This is a genomic window from Cellvibrio sp. ARAG 10.3, from assembly GCF_051846955.1.
Lineage (GTDB): Bacteria > Pseudomonadota > Gammaproteobacteria > Pseudomonadales > Cellvibrionaceae > Cellvibrio.
Map to the genome: position 1 here is coordinate 1 of NZ_JBPYCU010000023.1, position 23,249 is coordinate 23,249.

18 protein-coding genes and 1 pseudogene are annotated in these 23,249 nt (G+C 51.7%); 5 read left to right on the plus strand and 14 right to left on the minus strand.

Going from position 1 to position 23,249, the window contains the following annotated elements:
• The 8 genes and pseudogenes from ACSV5M_RS19705 to ACSV5M_RS19740 all read right to left on the minus strand — a co-directional run.
• A pseudogene (locus ACSV5M_RS19705) lies at positions 1–155 on the minus strand (transposase); the annotation flags it as partial.
• A gap of 142 nt (positions 156–297) precedes the next feature.
• Positions 298–1,155, minus strand: coding sequence for a DUF2806 domain-containing protein (locus ACSV5M_RS19710; protein ID WP_439178352.1), 858 nt, complete (start codon positions 1,153–1,155; stop codon positions 298–300).
• Positions 1,156–1,541: 386 nt separating this feature from the next.
• Positions 1,542–4,067: a protein translocase subunit SecD gene (gene secD, locus ACSV5M_RS19715; RefSeq protein WP_439178355.1), complete on the minus strand. Its 2,526-nt coding sequence runs from the start codon at positions 4,065–4,067 to the stop codon at positions 1,542–1,544.
• Between the two features lie 65 nt (positions 4,068–4,132).
• Positions 4,133–4,513, minus strand: coding sequence for a hypothetical protein (locus ACSV5M_RS19720; protein WP_439178356.1), 381 nt, complete (start codon positions 4,511–4,513; stop codon positions 4,133–4,135).
• Positions 4,514–4,651: 138 nt separating this feature from the next.
• Positions 4,652–5,266: a thioredoxin family protein gene (locus ACSV5M_RS19725; protein WP_439178357.1), complete on the minus strand. Its 615-nt coding sequence runs from the start codon at positions 5,264–5,266 to the stop codon at positions 4,652–4,654.
• A 170-nt stretch (positions 5,267–5,436) separates the two neighbouring features.
• Positions 5,437–7,509 (minus strand): protein-disulfide reductase DsbD family protein, encoded by a 2,073-nt coding sequence (locus tag ACSV5M_RS19730; protein WP_439178358.1) that lies wholly within the window; start codon positions 7,507–7,509, stop codon positions 5,437–5,439.
• A 125-nt stretch (positions 7,510–7,634) separates the two neighbouring features.
• A complete protein-coding gene (locus tag ACSV5M_RS19735; protein ID WP_439178359.1) occupies positions 7,635–8,855 on the minus strand; it encodes a hypothetical protein in 1,221 nt (406 codons plus the stop codon).
• Between the two features lie 34 nt (positions 8,856–8,889).
• Positions 8,890–9,786 (minus strand): LysR family transcriptional regulator, encoded by an 897-nt coding sequence (locus ACSV5M_RS19740; protein ID WP_439178360.1) that lies wholly within the window; start codon positions 9,784–9,786, stop codon positions 8,890–8,892.
• 120 nt (positions 9,787–9,906) lie between these two features.
• Here ACSV5M_RS19740 and ACSV5M_RS19745 point away from each other — a divergent pair, with 120 nt between their 5' ends.
• The 4 genes from ACSV5M_RS19745 (at position 9,907) to ACSV5M_RS19760 (ending at position 14,692) form a co-directional block, all read left to right on the plus strand.
• Entirely contained in the window at positions 9,907–10,920 is a 1,014-nt protein-coding gene (locus ACSV5M_RS19745; protein WP_439178361.1) for a zinc-binding alcohol dehydrogenase family protein, read from the plus strand.
• A 31-nt stretch (positions 10,921–10,951) separates the two neighbouring features.
• Positions 10,952–12,043: an alkene reductase gene (locus ACSV5M_RS19750; protein WP_439178363.1), complete on the plus strand. Its 1,092-nt coding sequence runs from the start codon at positions 10,952–10,954 to the stop codon at positions 12,041–12,043.
• 220 nt (positions 12,044–12,263) lie between these two features.
• Positions 12,264–13,730 carry a response regulator gene (locus tag ACSV5M_RS19755; RefSeq protein WP_439178366.1) on the plus strand — a complete coding sequence of 489 codons (1,467 nt, stop codon included), beginning with the start codon at positions 12,264–12,266 and terminating at the stop codon, positions 13,728–13,730.
• Positions 13,731–14,005: 275 nt separating this feature from the next.
• Positions 14,006–14,692: a hypothetical protein gene (locus ACSV5M_RS19760; protein ID WP_439178368.1), complete on the plus strand. Its 687-nt coding sequence runs from the start codon at positions 14,006–14,008 to the stop codon at positions 14,690–14,692.
• Here the strand turns inward: ACSV5M_RS19760 and ACSV5M_RS19765 are convergent.
• Genes ACSV5M_RS19765 through rimO form a run of 4 tightly spaced genes read right to left on the minus strand, consistent with a single transcriptional unit; the run spans position 14,689 to position 19,660 of the window.
• Entirely contained in the window at positions 14,689–15,030 is a 342-nt protein-coding gene (locus ACSV5M_RS19765) for a glutaredoxin family protein (protein ID WP_439178370.1), read from the minus strand. The two genes, ACSV5M_RS19760 and ACSV5M_RS19765, sit on opposite strands and share 4 nt — an antisense overlap.
• Before the next feature lie 56 nt (positions 15,031–15,086).
• On the minus strand, positions 15,087–15,374 hold the full coding sequence (locus tag ACSV5M_RS19770; protein WP_439178373.1) for a GNAT family N-acetyltransferase: 288 nt from the start codon (positions 15,372–15,374) through the stop codon (positions 15,087–15,089).
• 48 nt (positions 15,375–15,422) lie between these two features.
• Positions 15,423–18,296 (minus strand): DUF748 domain-containing protein, encoded by a 2,874-nt coding sequence (locus ACSV5M_RS19775; RefSeq protein ID WP_439178376.1) that lies wholly within the window; start codon positions 18,294–18,296, stop codon positions 15,423–15,425.
• Between the two features lie 38 nt (positions 18,297–18,334).
• Entirely contained in the window at positions 18,335–19,660 is a 1,326-nt protein-coding gene (gene rimO / locus ACSV5M_RS19780) for a 30S ribosomal protein S12 methylthiotransferase RimO (protein ID WP_439178377.1), read from the minus strand.
• Positions 19,661–20,136: 476 nt separating this feature from the next.
• Here rimO and ACSV5M_RS19785 point away from each other — a divergent pair, with 476 nt between their 5' ends.
• Complete coding sequence (locus ACSV5M_RS19785; RefSeq protein WP_439178378.1) at positions 20,137–21,066, plus strand: hypothetical protein; 930 nt, start codon at positions 20,137–20,139, stop codon at positions 21,064–21,066.
• 79 nt (positions 21,067–21,145) lie between these two features.
• Here ACSV5M_RS19785 and ACSV5M_RS19790 read toward each other — a convergent pair whose 3' ends face one another.
• Entirely contained in the window at positions 21,146–22,576 is a 1,431-nt protein-coding gene (locus ACSV5M_RS19790) for a methyl-accepting chemotaxis protein (protein ID WP_439178380.1), read from the minus strand.
• Positions 22,554–23,069 carry a Cache 3/Cache 2 fusion domain-containing protein gene (locus ACSV5M_RS19795; RefSeq protein WP_439178381.1) on the minus strand — a complete coding sequence of 172 codons (516 nt, stop codon included), beginning with the start codon at positions 23,067–23,069 and terminating at the stop codon, positions 22,554–22,556. Before ACSV5M_RS19795 ends, ACSV5M_RS19790 begins: the two co-directional genes overlap by 23 nt.
• Positions 23,070–23,249: the final 180 nt, after the last annotated feature.

Below are 23,249 nucleotides of genomic sequence, written 5' to 3' on the forward strand. Positions count from 1 at the left end.
TCGTTCGAGTATTTTTCGTGGAAAACCGACAGGTCGATATGGTTATCAATTAACTTGTGAAGGGTAAATTCAAAGGTGCCGGGCTGTAGCTGCTCTTCAAAATCAATCATCACCATCGCGCTTTGGCTGTAGTTATATTTCTTGAAGTTTGGCATGGCATTGTCCCTTGAAGTGATGCCGAATTTTATCAAAAAGTAGCTTGTTTTCGGAGTTTTTATACAGCTTCAACGCCAGCCGTAACCGGCGCATTTGTTGTGAGCGCAGCGAACGTGAAATGCGTCCGCGTTAACGGCTTTGTTAGGTGTTTTCATCATTTGGAATATGAGCTTTCCACTTATCTTTGACAAAATCATAGAACCCCTCCACACCAGGCGCTTTGATTACCCGTGCCAATTCTTGGCCTGCCTGTGTGAATAGGACCTGGCCAATGGAAATTTTATTATCACTTTCTTGGCTCATTGTTAATGACAAAGGTTGCCCACAATAGGCCACTGTGAAGTTCTTTGGGAGTTTCTGTCTGTTGAATCCTGATACCCCATTGAATTGGATGAGGCCTAAGCTATCGAGATGTGACAAGCTTCCGAAGTTAATGCCAACATTATTGTATATTTTCTCTTGACTGTCGAAGATTAGCGGAGTAAAACTGCCGAAAATCCACCCAAACCTGCACAATGTTTGAAATAGTTCAGCGTCTCGTTTATCGAGATCACCAAGCAAGTTTACAGTGCGTTTAGAGTATGAGCCAGGAGCGTTTGCTTCACCCGCAAGAACTTGCGCCCAAATGCTCTGCATTTCTTCGTCCGAAACAATCCTAGATTTATCAAAGAAATTGGTAACCCAGTCGTCTTCCATTTTCTCCGGGTTTGACTTTGCACCTAGGTGAGGAATTGATTTCTTTGTAATCTCTTCCATGTTCTCTTGACGATTCGCCTCCTCTTCCACGAACCTATGCATAGCTCGGCGATGCAAGTCAGTAATTTCAATTTCTGATTTTGCTTTAATCAAGCTTGCTTCCGCTTCGGCCTTGGCCACACGCTTAATCTGCCATGGCTCAAAAATACCGCCAATAGCTGAAGATACCTTTTCGATTAGCGTATTTGCTGGCTTAGAAAGCTCACCAAGATTTACCAATGATGTCGATTTGTCGTCTGACATTATTTACACCTAACATTTAAATCGTAGCCTCGAAGGCCGATTCCCGGAGCCTCATATCCCACCCCGACTTTCTCGCAAAACTAAGCCGAAACCCTTGAAGCGTCAAGGCTGGAGACACGTTATTCCAAAAACTGACTATCTACAAAACAATCACCGAGGCTCATATCAACTTTTCCACGGTTAGCCCTAAAACACTGATACCAAACAATTTACGGACATTTCTTACCGCCAACTCCAGATATAAGCCCCGGAGGCCATTTGCTCCGCGCCTCATATTCCCGAAGCCATAATTGAACAAACCTAGGTTGAAAGCCCCTATTCGTCAAGGTTTCGGGTGCAACCCCCATAAAAAAAGCCACCGATTAAGGTGGCTTTCTTCACGACGATTACGGCAGTTCGTCTACCATTGCGCGCCGTTGTTCGGCGTCGGGCCTTAGTTGGCTGAGGCCTTTGCGCAGGCGGCGTTGGCCCATCCAGTAGACGATGGGGGCGGCGATGAAGACGGAGGAGCTGGTGCCGATGACGATGCCGAATAGCATGGGCAGTGCGAAGCTTGCTACGGCGCTGCCGCCGGCGATGGCCATGGGGAGGAGTGCAAGGAAGGTGGTGACCGAGGTGAATACGGTGCGCGTTAAGGTGGAGGTAATGCTTTCATTTAATAATTGTGCGAGCGGTTTGTCGGGTGTGATGCGCAGGTTTTCGCGGATGCGGTCAAACACCACGACTTTGTCGTTAACCGAGTAACCGATCAATGCTAATAAGGCGGCGACGGCGGTTAAATTAAATTCCACGCCGGCAAGCACAAAAAAGCCGATGGTCTTGGTTAAATCCAATGCGAGTGTGAGTGTTGCGCCGATGGCGAAGTGCGATTCAAACCGGAACCATAAATAGGCGAGCATGCCACCGCCCGCTAATAAAATGGCCAGGATGGTGGCATCGGTAAAATCGCCGCTAACGCGCGGGCCGACGATTTCTGTGCGCGGAAATTTTGCGTCAGGCGAAACTTCCAGCACGGCATTTTTTACACCTTCTACCATCGCACCGCTGGCAACAGCGGCGGCATCTTGCATGGGCAGGCGCATCAGGTAATTATCTTTTGCACCAAATTCCTGGATAGCAACTTGCGGGAAGTTGTGTTGCTGTAAACCGTTGCGCAGGGTTTCTACCGATGTATCGGGTGCTTGCACTTCGATAACGCTGCCGCCGCTGAAATCAATGCCGTATTCCAGACCGGGTTTAACAAAGAGCGCAATCGCCGCGATGGATAAAATCGCCGACGCGGTGATGCCAATAAAACGACCGCGCATAAAATTAATGGTAGTGTTACTGATGCGGTCCAGCACTTTGATGCCGGAAATCTGCAATTGCTCGCGGCCCAACCGGTTCACACGCCATTCCATAATCAAACGCGTTACGGAAATCGCGGTAAACATGGACACGAGTAAACCAACAGCCATGGCGACAGCAAAGCCGCGCACGGGCCCGCTGCCGAATAGGAATAACAAACTGATGGCAATGAGCGAGGTAATGTTGGAATCCAGGATGGTGCCGTAAGCTCGCCGGAAACCGGCATCCAGTGCGCCGCGTGCGTTTTGTCCGCGTTGGGTTTCTTCGCGGATGCGTTCATTGATCAGGATGTTGGCGTCGACGGCCATACCGATACTTAAAATAAATCCGGCGATACCCGGTAGCGTTAAGGTCGCACCGAGCAAACTCAACACACCAAAGGCTAAACCAATATTGATGGCCAAACCGAAACAGGCGATCAAACCCCAACGCCCGTAAATGCCGACCATAAATGCCAATACCAATAGCGCACCGATCACGCCAGTGGTGAGCCCCATGGAGATAGCATCGCTGCCGAGGTCGGGGCCAACGGTGCGTTCTTCAATCACATGCAAGGGTGCGGGTAATGCACCGGCACGTAAGAGTAAGGCAAGGTCGTGGGCTTCAGCACTGGTGAAGGCGCCGCTGATTTCACCGCTGCCGCCGGTAATCGCGCTGCGAATAACGGGAGCGGTAATCACACGGCCATCCAGCACAATGGCCAGTGCACGCCCGATATTATTTTCAGTCATGTCACCAAAGCGACGCGCGCCTTCTTTATCCAAACGAAAATTGACTACCGGTTCACCGGTGTCCGGATGGAATGCCAGGCGCGCATCGCTGACGTGTTTGCCTTCCAGCGCAATACGTTCTTCCAGTTGATAGCGTTCGCTGGGTAACTGGCCTGGCAGGGTAATCACTTTGGTGTGCAAGCGGGATTTTTCATTGGCGGCCCAATGAAAGGTCATGCGCGCGGTGGTGCCCAATAAATCGCGGATGTGTTGCGGATCATCCACACCGGGCAATTGCACCAGGATGCTGTCTGCACCCTGGCGAGTAATGATGGGATCAACCAGACCCGTTTCATTCAAGCGACGACGCACGACTTCCAGGCTGCGCTCGACCGCATCTTTGGTGAGGTTACGCTGATGCAGTTCAGTAGTTTGAATCGTCAGCGTGCCCTGCTCTTCACTGATTTCATACACCGGCGCCATACCGCCATCCGGTTTAATCAGCACCCGCGCCATACGCGCGACATCGGGCATTTGCTTCGCATCGAGAATATTGATTTTAATGCTGTCGGCCGTGACCACCGGCGTGTTGTAAAGAATGCGTGCGGTACGCAGTTCGCCGGTAAGGCGGTCAGCCAATTGCTGGTTATCGGTCTTTAATAAATCACTGGTGTCCACTTCCATCAACAGGTGTGAACCACCGCGTAAATCCAGGCCGAGCGTAATTTGATTTTGCGCATACCAGTCGGGCAGTTTCTGGCGAATGTTTTCCGGTAACGCGTTAGGTAGAGCACTTAATAAGCCAAACAAAATAATCAGGCTGTACACCACAGCCCGTGAAGCTAAGGTTTTCATGGGTAATCCTCAACGTGGCCCTCGCAACGCGAAAGCAAACAAATGTGTTGTTATGTCAGAGGGGATTACACCAACGGCGGTGCGCGGGGATTGCGTGGCTGTTCGACCAGCGAATTTAAAGCGGGATGGAATTCCGGCAAGCCGGGAAGACGGTAAACCAGATGCGCTACGGCGTGATGCGGCAGCTCAACCAGCAACAAACCCCAAGGCTGCGGGGAGTCTTCATCCTTTTGAGTGGAATTGGGACGCTTGGCCAGCGCGAGGTGCTGGCTGTGAGCCAGCGGAACATCGAGGGTTGCAACAAGATTGGAATGCCCGGACGGGTCGTTAACAGCAACCGGATACTGGCTGTTGGCCGTTAACCCAAAACCACACACCAACAACAACGCCAGCGACCACTGCCACAGGGGTATGGAAAGTCTGGAATGTTGTTTAGGGTTGTGCATCTAGGATTGCCGGCGGCCAATAAACGCGATGCCTAATAGAGTGAGGTCGAACAGCGGAATAGTCAATGGTGCAACAAAAATAAAGCGATAGAACATGAGCGCTTCATGCTCTATCGCTTTAGCGGGAAGTGAAGCCTATCAATATTTAATGGTGCAACCGTACGGGCGAGTCGCCGCTGTACTGACGTCTTTACCGGCCAACACCTCATCCAGCGCAGCGGCTACATAGTTTTTGGAATCCGGAATCACCGCCGGGTTGGCAGAATCGTTATCGTCGATAGCACCGGCATACACCACCACGCCTTCCGGGTTGATGATGTACATATGCGGCGTCGTTTTCGCATCATACGCCTTACCCATCGTACCGCTCGGGTCCAACAAGAACGGCGCACTCGCCGCCAAGTTATGCGCCTTACCCACCTCCAGCGCCTCCGCCGGCTCATGATAACCCTGCTTACCCTTGGCAGACGAAATGATGGTCAACCACTTCACATCCTGCGCGGTATATTTCTCTTGCAACGACTGCATATTGTTACTGCCGTAATGCTTCCTTACATAAGGACAATCTTTATTAAACCACTCCAACACCAACCACTCGCCCTTATAATCCGCGAGCGTATGCGTCTTACCCGCCGCATCCTTCACACTAAAATCCGGCGCCGGCTTACCTGGCACCGCACTCGCACTGGCAAGCGCCGACAACAACACCAACGACGCGGCAAAACCGCCCAACAATACTTTTAACGTTTTCATACTAAGCCTCCGTTTCATTAACAAAAAAATATTCTTTGCACCCTCTCGCAGAATCGCACAGAGGCTGATCTCCCCCGGTACTTCTGAAACCCTCGCGTCATGGATGACGTGAGGGAGCTACAGGGATGTATTCACCGCGTTTTCAGAAGTACCGGGGGAGATCAGCCGGTCTAGCTTTTGGAAAACAATTCCCGAATCAAATCCAACGTCAAAATCTGCGGCAACACCTCCTGCCCACCCCCCGCCGGATAAAACACATACACCGGCACCGAATTCCGATTTAACGCCGCCAACGCCTCCGTAATATCCTCATCGTAACGCGTCCAATCCGCACGAATGCGCAACACATCATGCTGCTCAAACAACGCACTCGCTTCATCCGTATCCAGCACCAGTTTTTTATTCACCTGACAGGTAATACACCAGGCCGCCGTGTAATCAATAAACACTGCTTGCCCACTTTGCCTCGCCGCCGCAATTTTTTGCGCATCAAAGGATTGCCACGCACTGTCAGACGCCGTCGGTAAAGCCGCCGTTTCCGCATGCTGCAATTGCTTAACCGCCACCACCATCGCCAGAAGCACCATGACACCGGCACCTGCCTTTACGATGATTCGATGAGACCGCAACAACCAGATCGCCAACGACACCAACAACAGCAAGCCCGTTCCGATTAACCAGCCATCGTCACCAACCAATTGCCCCAATACCCACAACAACCAGATCACTGTCGCAAACAATGGAAAGGCTAAAAACTGGCGCAGGGTTTCCATCCAGGGACCGGGTTTAGGCAACAAGGCAGATAACCTCGGGCTGATGGCCAACAACAAAAACGGTGCAGCCAAACCGGCACCCAACCCCAGGAAAATGGCCATGGCTTGCGGCGCCGGCAACACAGCAGACGCACCTAGCGCAGCGCCCATAAACGGACCGGTACAAGGCGCCGCGACAAATACCGCCAACACACCCGTCGCAAATGACGAGCGGCTGTTCGCTTTACCCGCCAGGTTCATCAACGAATGACCGAATTCAAACGCGCCGATAAAACTTAATGCCATCAACCAGAACAATAATGCCAGAGCGATAACCACCACTGGCGATTGCAGTTGAAAGCCCCAACCGATGGCAGAGCCACCCGCGCGCAACGCTAAAAAAAATCCACCCAATACAGCAAAGGTGGCCAACACCCCGGCGGTATACATAAACCCTTCACGCACGCGATGTGCCGCTGCACCCCGCCCTGATGTTTGAATCAAGCTAAACAATTTAATCGACAGTACCGGGAATACGCAGGGCATCAAATTCAGGATGACACCACCGGCAAACGCGAGTAATAACAACACCATTAATGGCTGTGTGTCGGGCGGCACGATGGAGGCGGCGGAAACAGGCTGCGCTGAAAAATCCCAGGCTTTATCACCTGCCACCACAATAAAATCGGTTTGCGCCGGCGTTGCCACACCCGGCATGGTCGTAAAACGCAATTGATAGCCGTCGGCGATTTCCGTCACGTCCGGTTTGGCCGCCGATACAACATTGCCATCCACCGGATAGGCGGTCGGCACCTCCTGGGTTTTTGGTCCGCGTAATGTCATCACTAATTGCGCGGTATCTGCATGGAAGACCAGTGAATCCATTTGCCAGGGCGCCTCTTGCGGCGGTTGCGGCAAGCGCGCCTGGAATTGCGCGATAATCCCGGCATCCGCCGCTGACCATTGGTCTTGCTCCCCGGCGATAGGTCGCTCCAGTATCATAGTGGCAAAACCGGGGATGCAGTCTTCTTTACATACCAGCCATTCAAGATCGGCGGCCAGGGTTACATTATTGTTGGCGTTGGCAGTCAGCTGCGCAGGAAATAAATAAGCAACATTGCCTTCGTAACCGATGTTGGTGAGATGGGCGATAGGCAAGCGTTTGGGCAAGGGCCATTGTGCATCGCCCACCGCCAGTTGATCGCTGGTAAACGCAAAACGCGGCGCCGCACCGGAATCACCCGCATTTTGCCAATACACATGCCATTCCGGATCAACCTCAAAATAGAGCCCGATGGTTTTATCCTGAGGATTTTCCGCAAACTGTTCCGGCACCAGCCAACGAATGCGCACATGATCCGCTTCAATGAATTCATCTGCCCGCGTCGGGGTGGAAAAAAGTGAGAAAGCGACCACGACCGTGATCACCAATAGGATAAAGCGCCCAGCGAAATTATGTTGACTGCCCTGTTGCATTAAACCGGTTCTCATTATGCATTTTGGAATGTAAAGCAGGGAAACAAACAGCTGCGACTGCGCTACTCGATCTTAAGCGTTAGAGAAACAAACACAAGTTATGTAACACCGGTTTATGCAAAGAAGTGTTAAACCAGCGACTATTGCCGCGTGGTTAACGAGTTCAGCAGCTTCATACGGACTTTACGACGCATGTTCCGTTGCAAATTATGCAGCAACGACATGTACACATTTTTATGGCGATTCAATGACAGAAAAAATTCTGTTGCACCCTGGCGTACCGGGCGAATATTGCCCGCGCTGTCCTGCAATACTTTAGGCAAGTGGCGCTGGGCAGGATCAACAATCATCAACCGATGATTGTCATCACGTAACCAGTCGGCCAGCATCCTGTTGATCGCCGGAATTTCCAGGCGGCTGCCGATCACAATCAGTTCTTCCACCTCCGCCAATACCTGCTGCATCAACGAATATGGCGCGGGACTGGGTTGCGGTAGATTGTTTTGCAGATGTTGATAACCGGCCACCAGGCTGCGCTCCAGTGCGTGTAATTTTCCCTCGGCATCCTGATACAAACTGCGGTTGGTCACCAGGCCATCCTGCTTGACCGTAAGCGCCTGATTGACCTGATTGATAAATACCAGATCGGCAAGGTAATCATCCAGATGCTGTGGATCGGGCTTTACTTTTAAGCGCTGGCGCCCGTCGTCGGAAAAAAAACTGTCCAGCCCGCCGTGGAGTTTTACCAGATTAATCCCGTATTCACCGTCGGCAAAAAAATCCGGTGTGTGTTCTGGATGGTTGGGCTGGCTTTCAAAGGTTATTGTGCGCGTGGACGCGCCATCACCCATCGTGAGCGTTTGCGTATGTTGCAGGCCACTCTTCAACGGAATCTTCCATTGCGCTGCCAATAATTCCACCACCACATCCTGGTTGGTGGAAAAAATCCACAGCGGCCGATTGAGTTCCAATAAACTTTTTAGCCCTTCATAATCTTTTAATACCACCGAGGCAAAACGAAAATTTTTTGCCTGGCGCTCCAACAGAAAGGCATACACCGTTTGTGCAAAAAAAATGTACGCCTGCCGATAGTCGCGCTGCAAAAAATCGTAGTCGGCGGTTTGGCTTTTGTGAGCCAGGGCTTCGAGAATCTGCTCGTAATGGCGATCCTCATCGGCTATCCATTCATTCACCTGCGCAATCACAGCATCGTTCCAATGCGCGCCCTGCGCTTCCCAGCCAGCGTTATAGGCTGCCAGCCGTTCCGGTGTGAGCCAACGCCGGATTTCGGCGGTGAGTTCCCAGGTTAATGGTAAGCCACAATCGAATGACGCTCCCGCGCCGAGAAATAATGCCTGCATAGTTTTTATCGTCTGTCTGGTTGATGTGGCGGCATTATGCCATGACCTGCGCGAGATAATTCAGCAAGGCGGTCAAGCGATAGGGTTGATAACGTCGCTCTTTAAAGACCGCAAAGATATCGGCAGCCTGGCCGATATACCGCCCCTGCAACACCTCAACCAATTCACCGGATTGCAATTCGCGCAGCACATCCAGCCGCGATTTATAGATAATGCCCCGCCCCGCTACGCCCCAACGCTTCACCACATCGCCATCGTCGGCACTGCGGTCGCCGCTTACATCTACCTCAACCCACTTGTCATCCTGATGAAAACCCCATTTGGTATAAGGCCGGTCGTTGCGATAAAACACAATGCAATTGTGCTGCAACAAATCATCAAGTGAGGTGAGTGGTGGATGTTGTGCGAGGTAGGCGGGCGCAGCCACCAAGGTCCGGCGATTGCTGCACAATTTCCTGGCGACCAGGCCCGAATCTTTTAACTCGCCATAGCGGATCACCACATCCAGACCTTCGCGATACAAATCCTGCATAAAGTCAGAAAAATACAGCTTGATGGTGACGGCTGGGTGTTGCTGTTGAAATGCATCGAGCCAGGGCAACATCAGGTTGCGCCCGAAGTCGGAAGGTAAACCCATGCGGATTTCACCGGCAATCAGGGTCTGCATATTGCGCAGCTCCGCTTCCGCGCTATCAAGGGCGCCTAAGGCCTGTTGAACATGGGGCAGAAACGCCTGGCCCGCCGGGCTGAGCCGCACGCTACGCGTTGTTCGTTCAAACAGGCTGACATTCAGGCTGGCTTCCAGGCGTTTGATGGCCGCCGATACCGCCGCATTGGTGATGTTCAACTGGCGGGCAACTTCGCTCATGTTGCCGTTCTCCGCCACCCGCAGTACCAGGTCGAGATCCTGTAAGGAGTAATTTCCGGTCATGGACGCCTCACTATCAAAAATTATTTGATAGTGTTGCAACAAAAATGGCAATTATCAATTGTACGCCGTGGGTTTAGCATTAGCCCTATCCAAACCAATACGCTGAAAAAGGAAGCCACTATGAAAGCCGTCGCATTAACAGCCTATCTACCTATCGATAATCCTCAGTCACTGCTTGATGTTGAGCTTGAAAAACCGGGTCCCCAAGGGCGGGATTTACGAGTAGCCGTGCAAGCGGTGTCGGTCAATCCGGTGGATACCAAGGTCCGCGCACCCAAAGACAAAACCGAGAGCCAACCGCGCGTGCTGGGGTGGGACGCCGCCGGGGTGGTGGAAGCCGTAGGGCCCGAGGTGAGTTTATTCAAGCCCGGCGACCGGGTGTACTACGCTGGCGATATCACGCGGCCCGGCAGCAACAGCGAATATCAGTTAGTGGATGAGCGGATTGTCGGCCGTACACCCGTGAGCCTGTCCGATGCTGAAGCCGCCGCTTTGCCGCTGACCGCCATCACTGCCTGGGAGGGTCTGTTTGACCGCCTACGTATATCCCGTCATCGCGATACTGAAAAGACGCTGCTGATTATCGGTGGTGCGGGCGGCGTCGGTTCCATAGCGATTCAGCTTGCCAAACAACTGACCAGCACCAGCGTAATCGCCACCGCTTCGCGCACTGAAACCCGCGAGTGGTGTTTGTCGCTGGGTGCCGATCAGGTTGTGGATCACACTGACCTGGTTAACAGCGTGAGAGCTGCCGGGCATCAGCATGTGGATTACATTTTTTGTTTAAACAATACCGAACAACATTGGCCGAGCTTATGTGAATTGATTAAACCCCAGGGCACCATCTGTTCTATCGTTGAAACCAAACATCCGGTAAACCTCACGCAATTGCAGGGCAAGTCGGCCAGTTTTGTGTGGGAGTTTATGTTTACCCGTTCCATGTATCAAACCACAGACATGATTGAGCAACACCATCTACTTAACGAGCTGAGTGAATTGATTGACGCTGGAAAAATTAAAACCACAGTCACCAGCATTATCACGCCCATCAATGCGGACAATCTTCGCAAGGCGCATGCGCAGTTAGAGAGCGGCCGCACCATCGGCAAAGTGGTGCTTGAACATTGGCAGTAATATCCATCAACATCTTTTGAGGTTTTGCATAATGACATTATTTACACCTGTTTCTGTTGGCCGTCATCAACTCAATAACCGCGTGGTCATGGCGCCGATGACCCGTTGCCGCTCGGCCCAACCGGGCGATATTCCCACGGATTTAACGGCGACTTATTACGCACAGCGCGCTACAGCCGGATTGATCATCACCGAAGCTACGCAGATATCACCTCAAGGCAAAGGTTATTCGTTTACGCCGGGCATCTATTCGGACGCTCAGGTGAACGGCTGGAAGAAAGTTACCGCCGCTGTGCATAACGCGGGCGGAAAAATCTTTTCACAGTTGTGGCACGTTGGACGTATGTCTCATCCGTCGTTTCATCAGGGCGAGTTACCCGTAGCTCCCTCGGCCATTGCCTTTGATGGCCAGGTATGGATTTACGATGAACAGGAAAAACGCGGCAAAAAAGTCGCCTGCCCGGTACCCCGCGCACTTGAAACCGATGAGATAAAAAAGATTGTTGAAGATTATCGTCGGGCTGCTGCCAACGCGATACAAGCCGGCTTTGACGGCGTGGAAATTCATGGCGCCAATGGTTATTTGATCGACCAGTTTCTCCGCACCACATCCAACCAGCGCACAGACCAGTATGGTGGCAGCCAACAAAATCGCCTGCGCTTTTTAACTGAAGTCGTCACCGCCGTTACAACAGAAATTGGCGCTGACCGCACCGGTATTCGGCTCGCGCCCTTTATTACCGCACGCGGCATGGCCTGCCCTGAAATTCTCGACACCATACTGGCTGCTGCGGGTTTTTTAAACCAGCAACAACTCGCTTATATTCATCTGGCGGAAGCGGACTGGGACGATGCACCGACCGTGACTGAAGACTTTCGTCAGGCATTGCGCAAGCGTTTTAACGGAAAAATTATCGTTGCCGGGAAATTCGATAAACACCGCGCCGAAAAAATGCTGGCCGATGGCTACGCCGACCTGATTGCGTTTGGCCGTTTTTTTGTCGCCAATCCCGATCTGGTTGCGCGTCTTCAATACAATCTTCCGCTGGCGAATTTCGAGGGTGAATTGTTGTTTGGTGGGGACAGTCGGGGGTATACCGATTATCCGGTGCATGCTGATTAAACTCACGTGTCCAATATTCCGACACTTTCTGGAAGGCTGCGGAACTCGTATTGAAAACGTCAATAAACTGTGGGACATTACCGGTTTTCAAGTAAGGCCTGTGATAGATTTGCGCCGCAGCCGGGGCACGCAGCCATGCGAAGCGCATACTGATAGGTGCCCTGGCTGAATCAAGGTTTAAAAATCGCGAGCAAGATAAGCTCGCCCAGGAACCATACCCATGCCGACCAAGCGCGCCCTGATAGTTGATGACTCCACCACCGCACAGTATCGCCTGAAGAAGATGTTGCGGTCTTATGACCTGCAGATTGATGCTGTGGACTCCGGTGAAGCCGCCCTGCTCCATCTCGCCTCCCATGTTCCCGACGTTATATTTATGGATCACCTGATGCCGGGGATGGATGGCTTCCGCGCGCTCCAGATCATCAAGTCTCACCCTGAGACGGCGATGGTGCCGGTCATCATGTATACCTCCAAAAGCGGCGATGTGTATACCGGCCAGGCCCGTGCATTGGGCGCCCTTGATGTCATCAGCAAAGACACCATCAATGCGACCGACCTGTCGAAAGTAATGGAAGGCATTCATATCTACCCGCTCAAGAAGGTCCAGGAGGCAGCAGCGGCAGAACCTGAAGAGGTGGTGCTGCCGGATGACGGCATCAATCCCCAGCTGGATATCAGCGATTTGCCGCCGGTAGAAGCGGTAGCCGCGCCTGCACCACGGACCGAAGGCCCCGCCAGCGATAACTCCCGCCGCATTGAATTGCGTATCTCCCAACTTGAACACGCCATTGATGACAGCCGCCGGGTCATTACGGCGCGTCTGGTGCGGGAAATCCAGAAACTGCGTTACAACATCAGCCGCGAGTTAACCGAGCACGTGGTACCCGCAGAACCGGCCAGAAAGGCCGATACGCCAGCTGCCGAAGAGCTGCCACCAGCACCGCCCGCTCAACCGCCGCGCCAGGGTTGGTTCCTGCCCTTTGCCACACTGGCGGTGGTACTGATCGTCGGCGGCTTCTCAATTAATTACTTCAACAAATTGAATGAACGCTTGAGTGCGCTCAGCGAACAGCAGGCCGAGCAACGCAGCCACCTGAACGACATCACCAATAAACTCGTAGAGCTGCACACCTCGTTGGAGATGCAAAGCAACATGCAGACCCAACTCGGCGTTGTTAACAGTGGCCGCGTGGTAAAGAACAATATGCTGAACGATATGGTGTGGGCCTTTAACCAAAGCGGTGTAATGCCATTTAACCCGGACATCATGGACCCCGGCACCATCCAGCGCCTGAACGAATTTGTCCACCGTATCAGTCAACAGGGTTTTAAAGGCGCCGTGTGGGTCAACCTGAGTGCTGGTGATTTCTGTGTGGTAACAGACAGCGCCGGCCGCGCGCAATTACCCGGCAAAGACGTCCGTATGTCGGACTGCATGTTGCTGAGCGAGCTTTACACTATTGAAAATTTGATGGAAGAAGTTGTGGAAGAAATTGATTCCAATCTGGTTGCCATCAACAGTGTGAATCGCGGTGATATTAATGTCATCGTCAGCCGCATGGATGATCAACACCTCAACTACCCAGCCCGTCAACCGCAAACTCTGGCGAGCGAGTGGAATCGCGTGGCGCAAAATAATAATCGCTTGACGATCGAACTTAGTGATGTGGATAGTTTGCAGTAGCAGAGCGAGCTTCGTAATCCGTTTGTCATTAGGCCTGTTGTTTCGAAAACGCGGTAAATACTTCCCTGTAGCTCCCTCAATTCATCCCTGAATTGAGGGTTTCGAAACAACAGGCCTAACGCCAAACTCCCTTTGTGCAAATGTTAATTTTATTTTTGTTCTATCAGGGGTTAATATTCGGCTGATCCGAACCGGTGTAGCCATTCATATTCAAATCTCCGTTTCAAACTCCACGCCTATACTTTTTTAATTTCCGTTAATTACGGAGAACCTATATGCCAGCACTGACCGCCTGGTTAAATGCACTGATACCCTTGTGCGCTGTTTTAGGCGCCTATGGGTTGGCGATATATCAAGGTTACGAGGTTATCTGCAATCCGTTCTGGAGCGGTTGCACGTCGATCAGCCGTGCCGCCCGGCATGGCGATGCGTTATTTTTATTTCGCGGGTTGATGCTGCCGTTAAGCAGTCTGTTGGTTATTTACTGGATTTTTCATTATCGCTGGTTAAACGCCTGGATCGGGCACCGCCGTCAGCACACGTTTATTTTGTTGATCGGGATTGTCTCTGCTATCGCGCTGACGCTTTACGCCAACTTCTTGGGTAGCGATGGCCAAATCTATCGTTTTATGCGCCGCACCGGTGTCACTTTTTATTTTGGTCTGGCGATGCTGGCGCAACTGCTGAGCGTTTACTCAGTCATTAAATACCGCGAGCAACAGCCGACAGGATTAGTGCAATTGCTGCACTGGCAACTGTTCGTGATTGTGATTCAATGGATAATTGGCTTGTTGTCATTAGCGGTCACTATTTTCCAGCCGGATTTCAAGGATCAGGCGAATAATGTGCTCGAATGGAATTTTGCCCTGGCAATGACCGCCTTTTATGCGCTGAGCGGCATTATCTGGAAAAGATTCTGGCGTGATGAGAGGAGAGCCGGAAGGCCATCAGATGATGGTTAGTTAACCTTGCTCATGGCCTGCTGAATCGCACCGGGGTTATAACCGCGAATTACTTCGCCATTAACGACCAATAAGGGCACGCCCTTACCGTTTAATTGATCGTATTGTTCGCGACCTTCGCGCGATTTTTCAATATCATATTCAGTGAAAGGAATATTATTGTCAGTAAAATATTTACGCGTCTTCGCGCAATACCCACACCAGTCGGTTGCATATAGCACCACTTGTTGAGCGTGGGCAGCGCTGATTTGTGCCGGGACCTGCGCATCTGCTGTAAATTTTTTCCAGTTAAATGCGACGGCCAACAGCATCAGGAAGCCGATCAATAGTTTGTTCATGGTCGGCGCTCCTGTGATAAGTAGATGCGTGCCGCCGCTGAGTATGCATCTACTGATTATTTATTGTGATCTGACGGTTTCAAAAATCGGGCAACGTACCAGCAACTGGCCTGGATGCCAAAGCCCTCTGCCCTTGCCCAGGCTAAACCTTCGCGCACCAATTTTTCTGCTACGCCCTTGCCGCGAAATTCCGGTGGAACCCAGGTGTGGGTAAAGTCGATCATCGGCTGGGTATTGCGTTCAAAGAGGCGGTATTGCAGTACGGCCTCGCTGTCGCCAGTGGTTAAACTGAAGCGATTCTGCTCCGGTTGATGCTGCACTGTCAAATTCGCTGGTTCGTTCATAGGACCTCCTGCCGGTCGGTGATTTCTCTCTGAGACAACAGAACCGGCTTATTGCACCGTCTCGGATAAATCGAACACCACCGTCCGGCTGGTGCAGGCTTTCTCGCGGCTGCAATTGATCTCGGCATTCACCAGTACCCGATCATTGCTGACTTTCAGGTGCTCAACCAGAAACTGCTTGACGGTGACGCTACGCTCCACCGCCAGGCGACGCAGGTCTTCGCCGGTTACCGGAAAGGTATTTAGCCAGGCGGCGTATTGTTCGTCCACTGACAAACTCTTGTCGTGAGGTATATCCAGCCGGCGGTATTGCGCAGTTATTTGTTTTTGCCACGCCGGCGTTTTCTTTTTGAGATCGTCATTGGTCAAACCTTCCGCCAGGAGTATTGCCTTGGCCCGGGCGGCGCGCAAACCGCGCGTATCGGTCACCACATCATATTGCCCGCGCGCTTCCAGGCGCAACTGCGGACGCTTGCTCAAGGCGTCTTCCAACAGGGTTAATTTGCGTGTGGCGTTGGATAATAATTGCGTTGAACCGGAATTGAATTTGATCTCTCCCAGGTCTTCGTCTGCACCGACAAGATTGGCCAGCAGATTAAACGGCGCGGTGACAATCTTCATCAAGGTGTTACGCACGGCAGCCCAAATGACTTTACTGATATCAAAGCTGGGATCGTCCGGCCGCCCGCTGATGCCGACATCCAAGGTAGCTACGCCGTTTTCATCGGTCAGGAGCGCAAGCGCAAGGCGCAATGGAATATCCATTGCGCTGGCGCTGCGCACCCGTTCGCCCAATTGCAATTGATCCATCACAATATGGTTGTCACCGACAATGCGACCGTCAGCCAAACGGTAATGCAGATTAGCGGTCAACAACCCACGATCAATTCGCCACCCGGCGTAGGTACTTGAATAGGTACTGAATCCACCGAGATCCATATTTTCAAAATTCAGCGTCGCATCCAGTTTGGGTTGCGCAAGAAAAGGTTGGGTTTTGCCGTGGAGGGTAACCGGCGCGTAGCCATCCACATCACCTTTGAAGTGAAACGCGGCCAGCTTTTGGGTATCGGATGTCAAGCCGGTTAACTCCCCCGTGAAATGTTGCACGGCTGCGGTAAAATCCGGCGTAAGGGATTCATCATGAAAACGAAAGGATGCATTGTTCAGTGCAAATTTTTGCAGGGTAAATTCCCAGGGTGTTGCTGGTTCACCTGCGTTAACGGCGGCTGGTTCGGCTGGCGCTTTTTCGGTCTCTTTTTCGATATCAGGAAACAAGGTTTGCAGATTGGTTGTGCCTTCTTTGGTGATAACAAAACGACTGTCAAATCCATTCAGGGTGACCAGCGGTAATTCAATGTGCTGATGATCAAGGTCAACGCGCGTATCTTGCCAGGCAAGCTCTTCCCAGCGTATCAATTCATCCGGCGATGCCAGGGGGCGCAATCCAAACCCGGCAACTGTGCCGGCGGAGATCAAGCCTACCGGTGCAGCATCGCGCAGGGTTAATTGTGTTTGCACACTTAAATCGCCCGCAAGAATTTCAGCATTGAGGTATGGCTGCAATAACGGGTTTACCCATGTGAGTGGCAGGTTGCGCAAGTCTGTGGCCATGCTGCCATTGAGAGTCAAGGGATTAATATCACCTTCAATCGTTACGGTTGTTTGCGCATCAATCGTGGCAGCCAGACGGAATGGCGCCGCTATTTCACCGTTCGTGCGAAGGTCCGTGAGGTGCAATTCGAGCGGCGCGATGGTGAAGCTATGCTGGTTTAACTCTGCCAACTGCCACTCCACAGCACCGGTTATCTGAATGGCTTTGATATAAGCGTTCCATGCGGCGCTGTCATCACTTTTTACTGCCCTCGCTGAGGCATTCTCCGGCAGGGTCGGCGTCAACATCTGCACCAGACCGATTCGATCAGCTTCACTCCAGCTCGCAATGGACAGCCCATCAAGCGATACCTGTTCTATTTCTAATAATTGTGTGGGACTCGCCACGCGGAGGTTGTCGAGCGACAACCGTGAAAATCCCAAGCGACTGGTTTTTTCACTGGAGCGACTGCGCAGATCCAACTGCTTAAACACCAAACGACTATCGGTTATTGACCAGGATAGTGCCGATTGCCAATCCACCGCATAGGTGCCAGTGAAATCCAACGCGCCCTCGCGCAAGGTAAACGGTAAATAGGGTTTGAAATACTGCCAGGCGGGTTGCAGGGAAATATTTTTTAAACTCAACTGGCCATCACTGCTACCGCGCTTCACCGACACATTGCCTTGCCACACCAACTCGCCGCCGCTACTGCGGGCGCGCAAATAGTAGGGCTGCCCTGCGTCCTTAACGGTTGAAAAATCCTGCAAGACAAATTCAAGCTCATCCACACTGGTGCGGAAGACGTCTTCACGACTCGCGTCGGAAAACTCCAGCGACTGAATACCGAGTGTAATGCGATGAATAACCAAAGGCGGAATATTGGCCGGCGCCGTTGTTTCCGTTTCCTGTTGTAGCTGCCTGGCCTGATGCTCAAGGATATCGGCAAAATTCCATTGATTCGCTGATGATTTACTGACAGCCACCTTCACCTGAGTGAGTTCGACAGCATCCAGCGTCGGCGTAAAACGCAACAGGGTTTGCAGTAATGAAGGATTCACCTGAATTTTTTGCGCCGCCCAAAACCTGCTGTTATCCGGGTTGCGATCTTTGGGGTGATGCAGTGTTATGGCAAGCGTGAAAGGATTAAAACTGATGAGGTTGTAAGACAGGACGCGTCCGGTTTGCTGTTGATATATCGCAGCCCCGGCCCAATTCAATAGCGGCGTCACAATAAGAATACTGACCGCCAGATAGATAACATACGCCTGCCACAACAGGCGCGTTATCTTATGCCCGAAAATCTTTACCAGCCGCTGATGGACGGACACGTCGTGTTTCTCCTTGTAGACCAGGTTTGTATGTCCCGCTAACCGGAAACTTTACTGCCCCACAAATCATATTCGTCGGAATGCTCGACCAGCACATTAACCAGGTCACCGGCTTTCACACCGGTTTCACCATTCAGGTAAACACTGCCGTCGATCTCCGGCGCATCCGCAAAGCTGCGGCCGATGGCCCCTTCTTCGTCTACTTCGTCGATCAACACTTGCAAGGTTTGGCCGACTTTTTGTTGCAAACGGGCAGTGGAAATTTTTTGTTGCAATTGCATAAAACGGTCGTAGCGTTCCTGTTTTATTTCATCCGCAACCGGGTCCGGTAAATCGTTGGCCTTGGCACCTTCCACAGGCGAGTACTGGAAGCAGCCCACGCGATCCAGTTGCGCTTCTTGCAGGAAATCCAGCAGTTGCTGGAAATCATCCTCGGTTTCACCGGGGAAGCCCACAATAAACGTGGAGCGCAACGTCAGGTTGGGCACCTCTTTACGCCAGTTGTGGATGCGCTCCAGGGTCTTTTCCACCTGCCCCGGACGGCGCATCTTGCGCAACAGGGTCGGGCTGGCGTGCTGGAACGGAATATCCAGGTAGGGCAACACTTTGCCCTCCGCCATCAATGAAATAATGTTGTCTACGTGAGGATAAGGATAGACGTAATGCAACCGCACCCACACACCCAGCTCACCCAATGCGCGTGATAATTGATACATATCCGTCTTGAGCGGACGACCATCCCAAAAATCCGTACGGTGTTTGATATCGACCCCATAAGCCGAGGTGTCCTGGGAAATCACCAGCAGCTCTTTCACGCCGGCTTTTACCAGGCGCTCCGCCTCACCCATCACCTGCCCGATCGGCCGGCTCACCAGCTTGCCGCGCATATCGGGGATGATGCAGAAACTACAACTGTGGTTACAGCCTTCAGAAATCTTCAGGTAAGCGTAATGGCGCGGCGTCAGCTTCACGCCTTGGGGCGGCACCAGATCGGTAAACGGATTATGTACGGCACTTGGCGGCAGATGCTGATGGACCTGCCCCAGCACCGCCTCGTAAGCATGGGGCCCGGTGATACCCAACACATTGGGATGTACCTGGCGAATATCATCTTCCTTCGCACCCAAACACCCGGTTACCAGTACCTTGCCATTTTCGTTCAAGGCTTCACCGATGGCGCCCAGGGACTCCTGCACGGCACTGTCGATAAACCCGCAGGTATTCACAATCACCATGTCGGCATCGTTATAGGTGGGCACAATGTTGTAACCCTCCATGCGCAACTGGGTGAGGATACGTTCGGAATCGACCAGGTTTTTAGGGCAACCGAGGCTGACAAAGCCAATGGTGGGGGTGGTTTTCATAGAAAGACTGCCAGGGTGTTCAAAGAAGGGGCGCTATTGTAGGGGTTTGCGGGGGAATTTGCATGTGGAAAATAGGTTGTTTTTTGACCTTCCAAACTGTGTCCCAGATCAAGTAACACTACTTTTGATCAACGCCATGCTTTCTGATGCCGGACATCTTCTTGTAGACTTCCCTCCTCGCTCACGGGCTCTCTTGCCCCGCTCGTGATCAGCTCAACTGCGATACTGATGCGATAACGAAAGGATACGCCATGAATGCCAAAACCAACTCTCCCAGCCCTCATCTCTAGGCTATAACCACCCAACTAAAAAATGTGCTTAATTTTTTGTCCGGCTTTTGTTGACCAGCACTGTATCTTACGTCAGCAGCAACAGCGGCCACTATAGCCAGCGGAGTCGGAGCCGCCCATGTACTGTGGACTTCAAGTAGAAATTTATTTGAAAAACCGAAACGTTAATCAATGAGGCGCGTTTTCATGTTGGACTGGTTAAGATATTTTCCACTGGCATTACCGCCAATGCATTCGTTACGTTATGTAAGACCCAAAGGGCCGTACTTCCCTAAATTACGTCCACAGCAATGGAATCTGAACGGCAGCAAATTCGGCTTTAAAGCGCCATGGTCAAATTCAGTTTATGCAGTAAATGAGGGGCGTTGGGTAGCCGAATCCGTTTCCCCTGGAAATACTAATGTACTCGCAACTAATTTGAATTTTTATCCCTCAAGCTGGATGCCGAATGAACATTGGCAGTATCATTTATTCTATTCGCGCAAATGGTATTTTGTCGGCCCCTGGTTTTCAGGCATGAGAAGCTGGCTATCCATGACGGCCTGCGTTATTGGTCAGGACCATATCCGCGATTTTGCTAATGCAAGTTTCTTTCACCCGAAAGTATTTGAATCCGCCGTTGCTGATTTTTTAGACTCCAGCTATGGATGCCAAAAGGCTGGACGTAAACCTCTCTACTGTGGACCTGTGAATTGGAAAATTATCCCTATTTCCAGCAGGGTAAATGCCGCTCTTTTTGACATTCACGATATTCAATCAAACATAGATAATCCGGGTTTGACACGGATGGTTATTTTTCCGGTTACAAACAAGCGTCTTATTAAAATAGAGTTCAACTATGGCGGAACACGTATTAACGAAGAAAACTATGATGCTACGCCAATTTTTGACCTTAGTGATGCAATAATCGAGACATTTCATTTAGAAACGGGAATCGAAATGGAAAGTCAATGGACTGAAGTAACAGCCTACTGCGCCGATATGTCACTCACCCAGGAATTTGCGCCGCTTAGATGGCCGATCAAGCCGGAGGATGTCGGCAAAGCCGAGGAGAGGCCGCCACAAGCAAATAGGTCCGGACACATAGAAACAGGCAAGGTAAAAGCTATTAAATAAAACCCGATAATAAACGTTCATAAACTTCAGATATGGACGTTTCTATTCACATCACTTAAGCCACATCAAACACGCCACATCACACCCGATAAGCCGCCAACTGCCGCTGAATCTCCTCCGACAATTTCGATAGCCCTTCCGATGCCCGCAAGGTCTCAGCCGCACGCTCCTGGCTTTGATCGCCAGTATTATTGATACGGGTAATATTTCTATTGATATCTTCCGCCACCTGGCTTTGCTGATCCACTGAGTGGGAAATTTCCGTGTTGAGGTTGTTCAGTTCAGAGACGGTAAGCAATACGGTTTTAATAGAATTACCGGATTCCTGGGCCGTGGTTACGTTCGCGCGCACGGTTTCCTCCGCCAGGCGCATCTGTTCAAAGGCTTTGAGCGAGTTATCCTGGAAGCGCTTGACCATCCGGTCGACTTCCTCAGTGGAATCCTGGGTTCTGCTGGCGAGGGACCGCACTTCATCAGCCACTACCGCAAAACCCCGGCCCTGTTCACCGGCACGTGCAGCTTCAATGGCCGCGTTCAACGCCAGCAGATTGGTCTGTTCGGCAATCGAACGGATCACATTCAACACAGCGCCGATTTCATTACTCGCATCCGCAAGCGCTGAGATGACCCTGGATGCCGTTTCTATCTTGCCCGCGAGGGCTTCTGTTGCCTGGATGGTGCTGTTGAGAATTTTATGGCCTTGTTGCGCTTCGCTATCCGCTTTGGCGGTGGCCATGGCGACGCTGGCAGCGTTGCGCGCGACTTCGTGAGCCGTCGCTGACATTTCGTGAATCGCGGCAGCAATAGCATCGATATCGCGGGTCTGATGGGTAATAGTGTCGCTGGTATGCAAGGCAATACTTTTTAATTGGGCGGCCGATGAGGTGAGTTGTTGTGTCGACTGGGCCACTGAACGAATTGTACCTTGCAGGCGGTCCATCAATAAATCAAAACCATTGGCTAATTGACCCAACTCATCTTGGCTGCGTGAGTGAAAACGCAGGGTCAAATCCCCTTCTCCACTGACAATATCCTGCAAACGTGCAGTCGTTTGTTTGAGCGGACGAATCACCACGGATTGAATCAATACATACACGATCACCAGCGCAACAACGCCTACAATAACAATCAGCAAGCCCAACATTAACGACACTTGCCGAACCATCGTACTGATTTCATTGTTTGAATAGGCGGTAATAATTTCATAACCCCAGGGGGTGAACACTTCGCTGTTCAGCGTCCAGTTATCGCCGGGGTTCGCGAGGATATTGTCAACAGCTTCCAATGAGAGATTATCGGAATGGATGCGGGTTTTGCCGGTATTATCGCGCAGTACAACAAAACCCTCTTCCAGCACCCGGCCTGCGGCGATCGCGGTAGATAATTCCGTAAGGTCCGCTTTGTAACCCACATACCAGATACCGATCACGTCGCCGGCACTGTCAAGAATGGGTTCATAGCCGGTTACATAAGGATTCCCCAGGATATCAACCACACCATAAAAACGCACGACCCTGCTGGATCTGTTTGATGGCGGCCCCCTGAGGTGCGAGGATGGTGCCGATAGCACGCCCGGTGGGCGTCATCACATTTGTGGAGATACGCACAAATTCATCGCCCGTGCGCGCAAAGATGGTCGCCGTCCCGCCCATGATCCGGGTGAGCTGATCCACCAGATTAAAATCATTAGCAATAGCGGTTTCACCCAGCCATAAATTGGCAGCCTCTCGGTCATTCACCCTGACCGGTTCACCCAGCCGCGGCTCGCCCAATTCTGCCCCGTACTCTTTAAGCAAGGCCATGCTGCTTTTCACCCGCTCCGCCATGATGGCGTCCGTAACTGTGAGTAACCTAACCGCCTCTTGGCTGATGCGCGTGCTCGCATTCATAGCCTGTTCGCTCACCAGGTTCCGCTGGTGTTGGTAAACAGCAAGGATGGCCACCAAAATCCCCACCACGAAGATCAACCCCAGAACCAGCATAAATTTTTTGGCAATAGTCATTCAGATACCTCTTCCTTTGAACGCCGATCAACGGCTGTCGCTTAAATATGCAACGAGTAGACCAAATGTATATATCAGTCTAGTCAATGCTGCTTAGGATGCCCGCCGGCTGATCAACTTGACTTGTATCAAGGCTCATGGATTTAACTGTTTTATGCTGGAGCAGACTGAAATTACCCG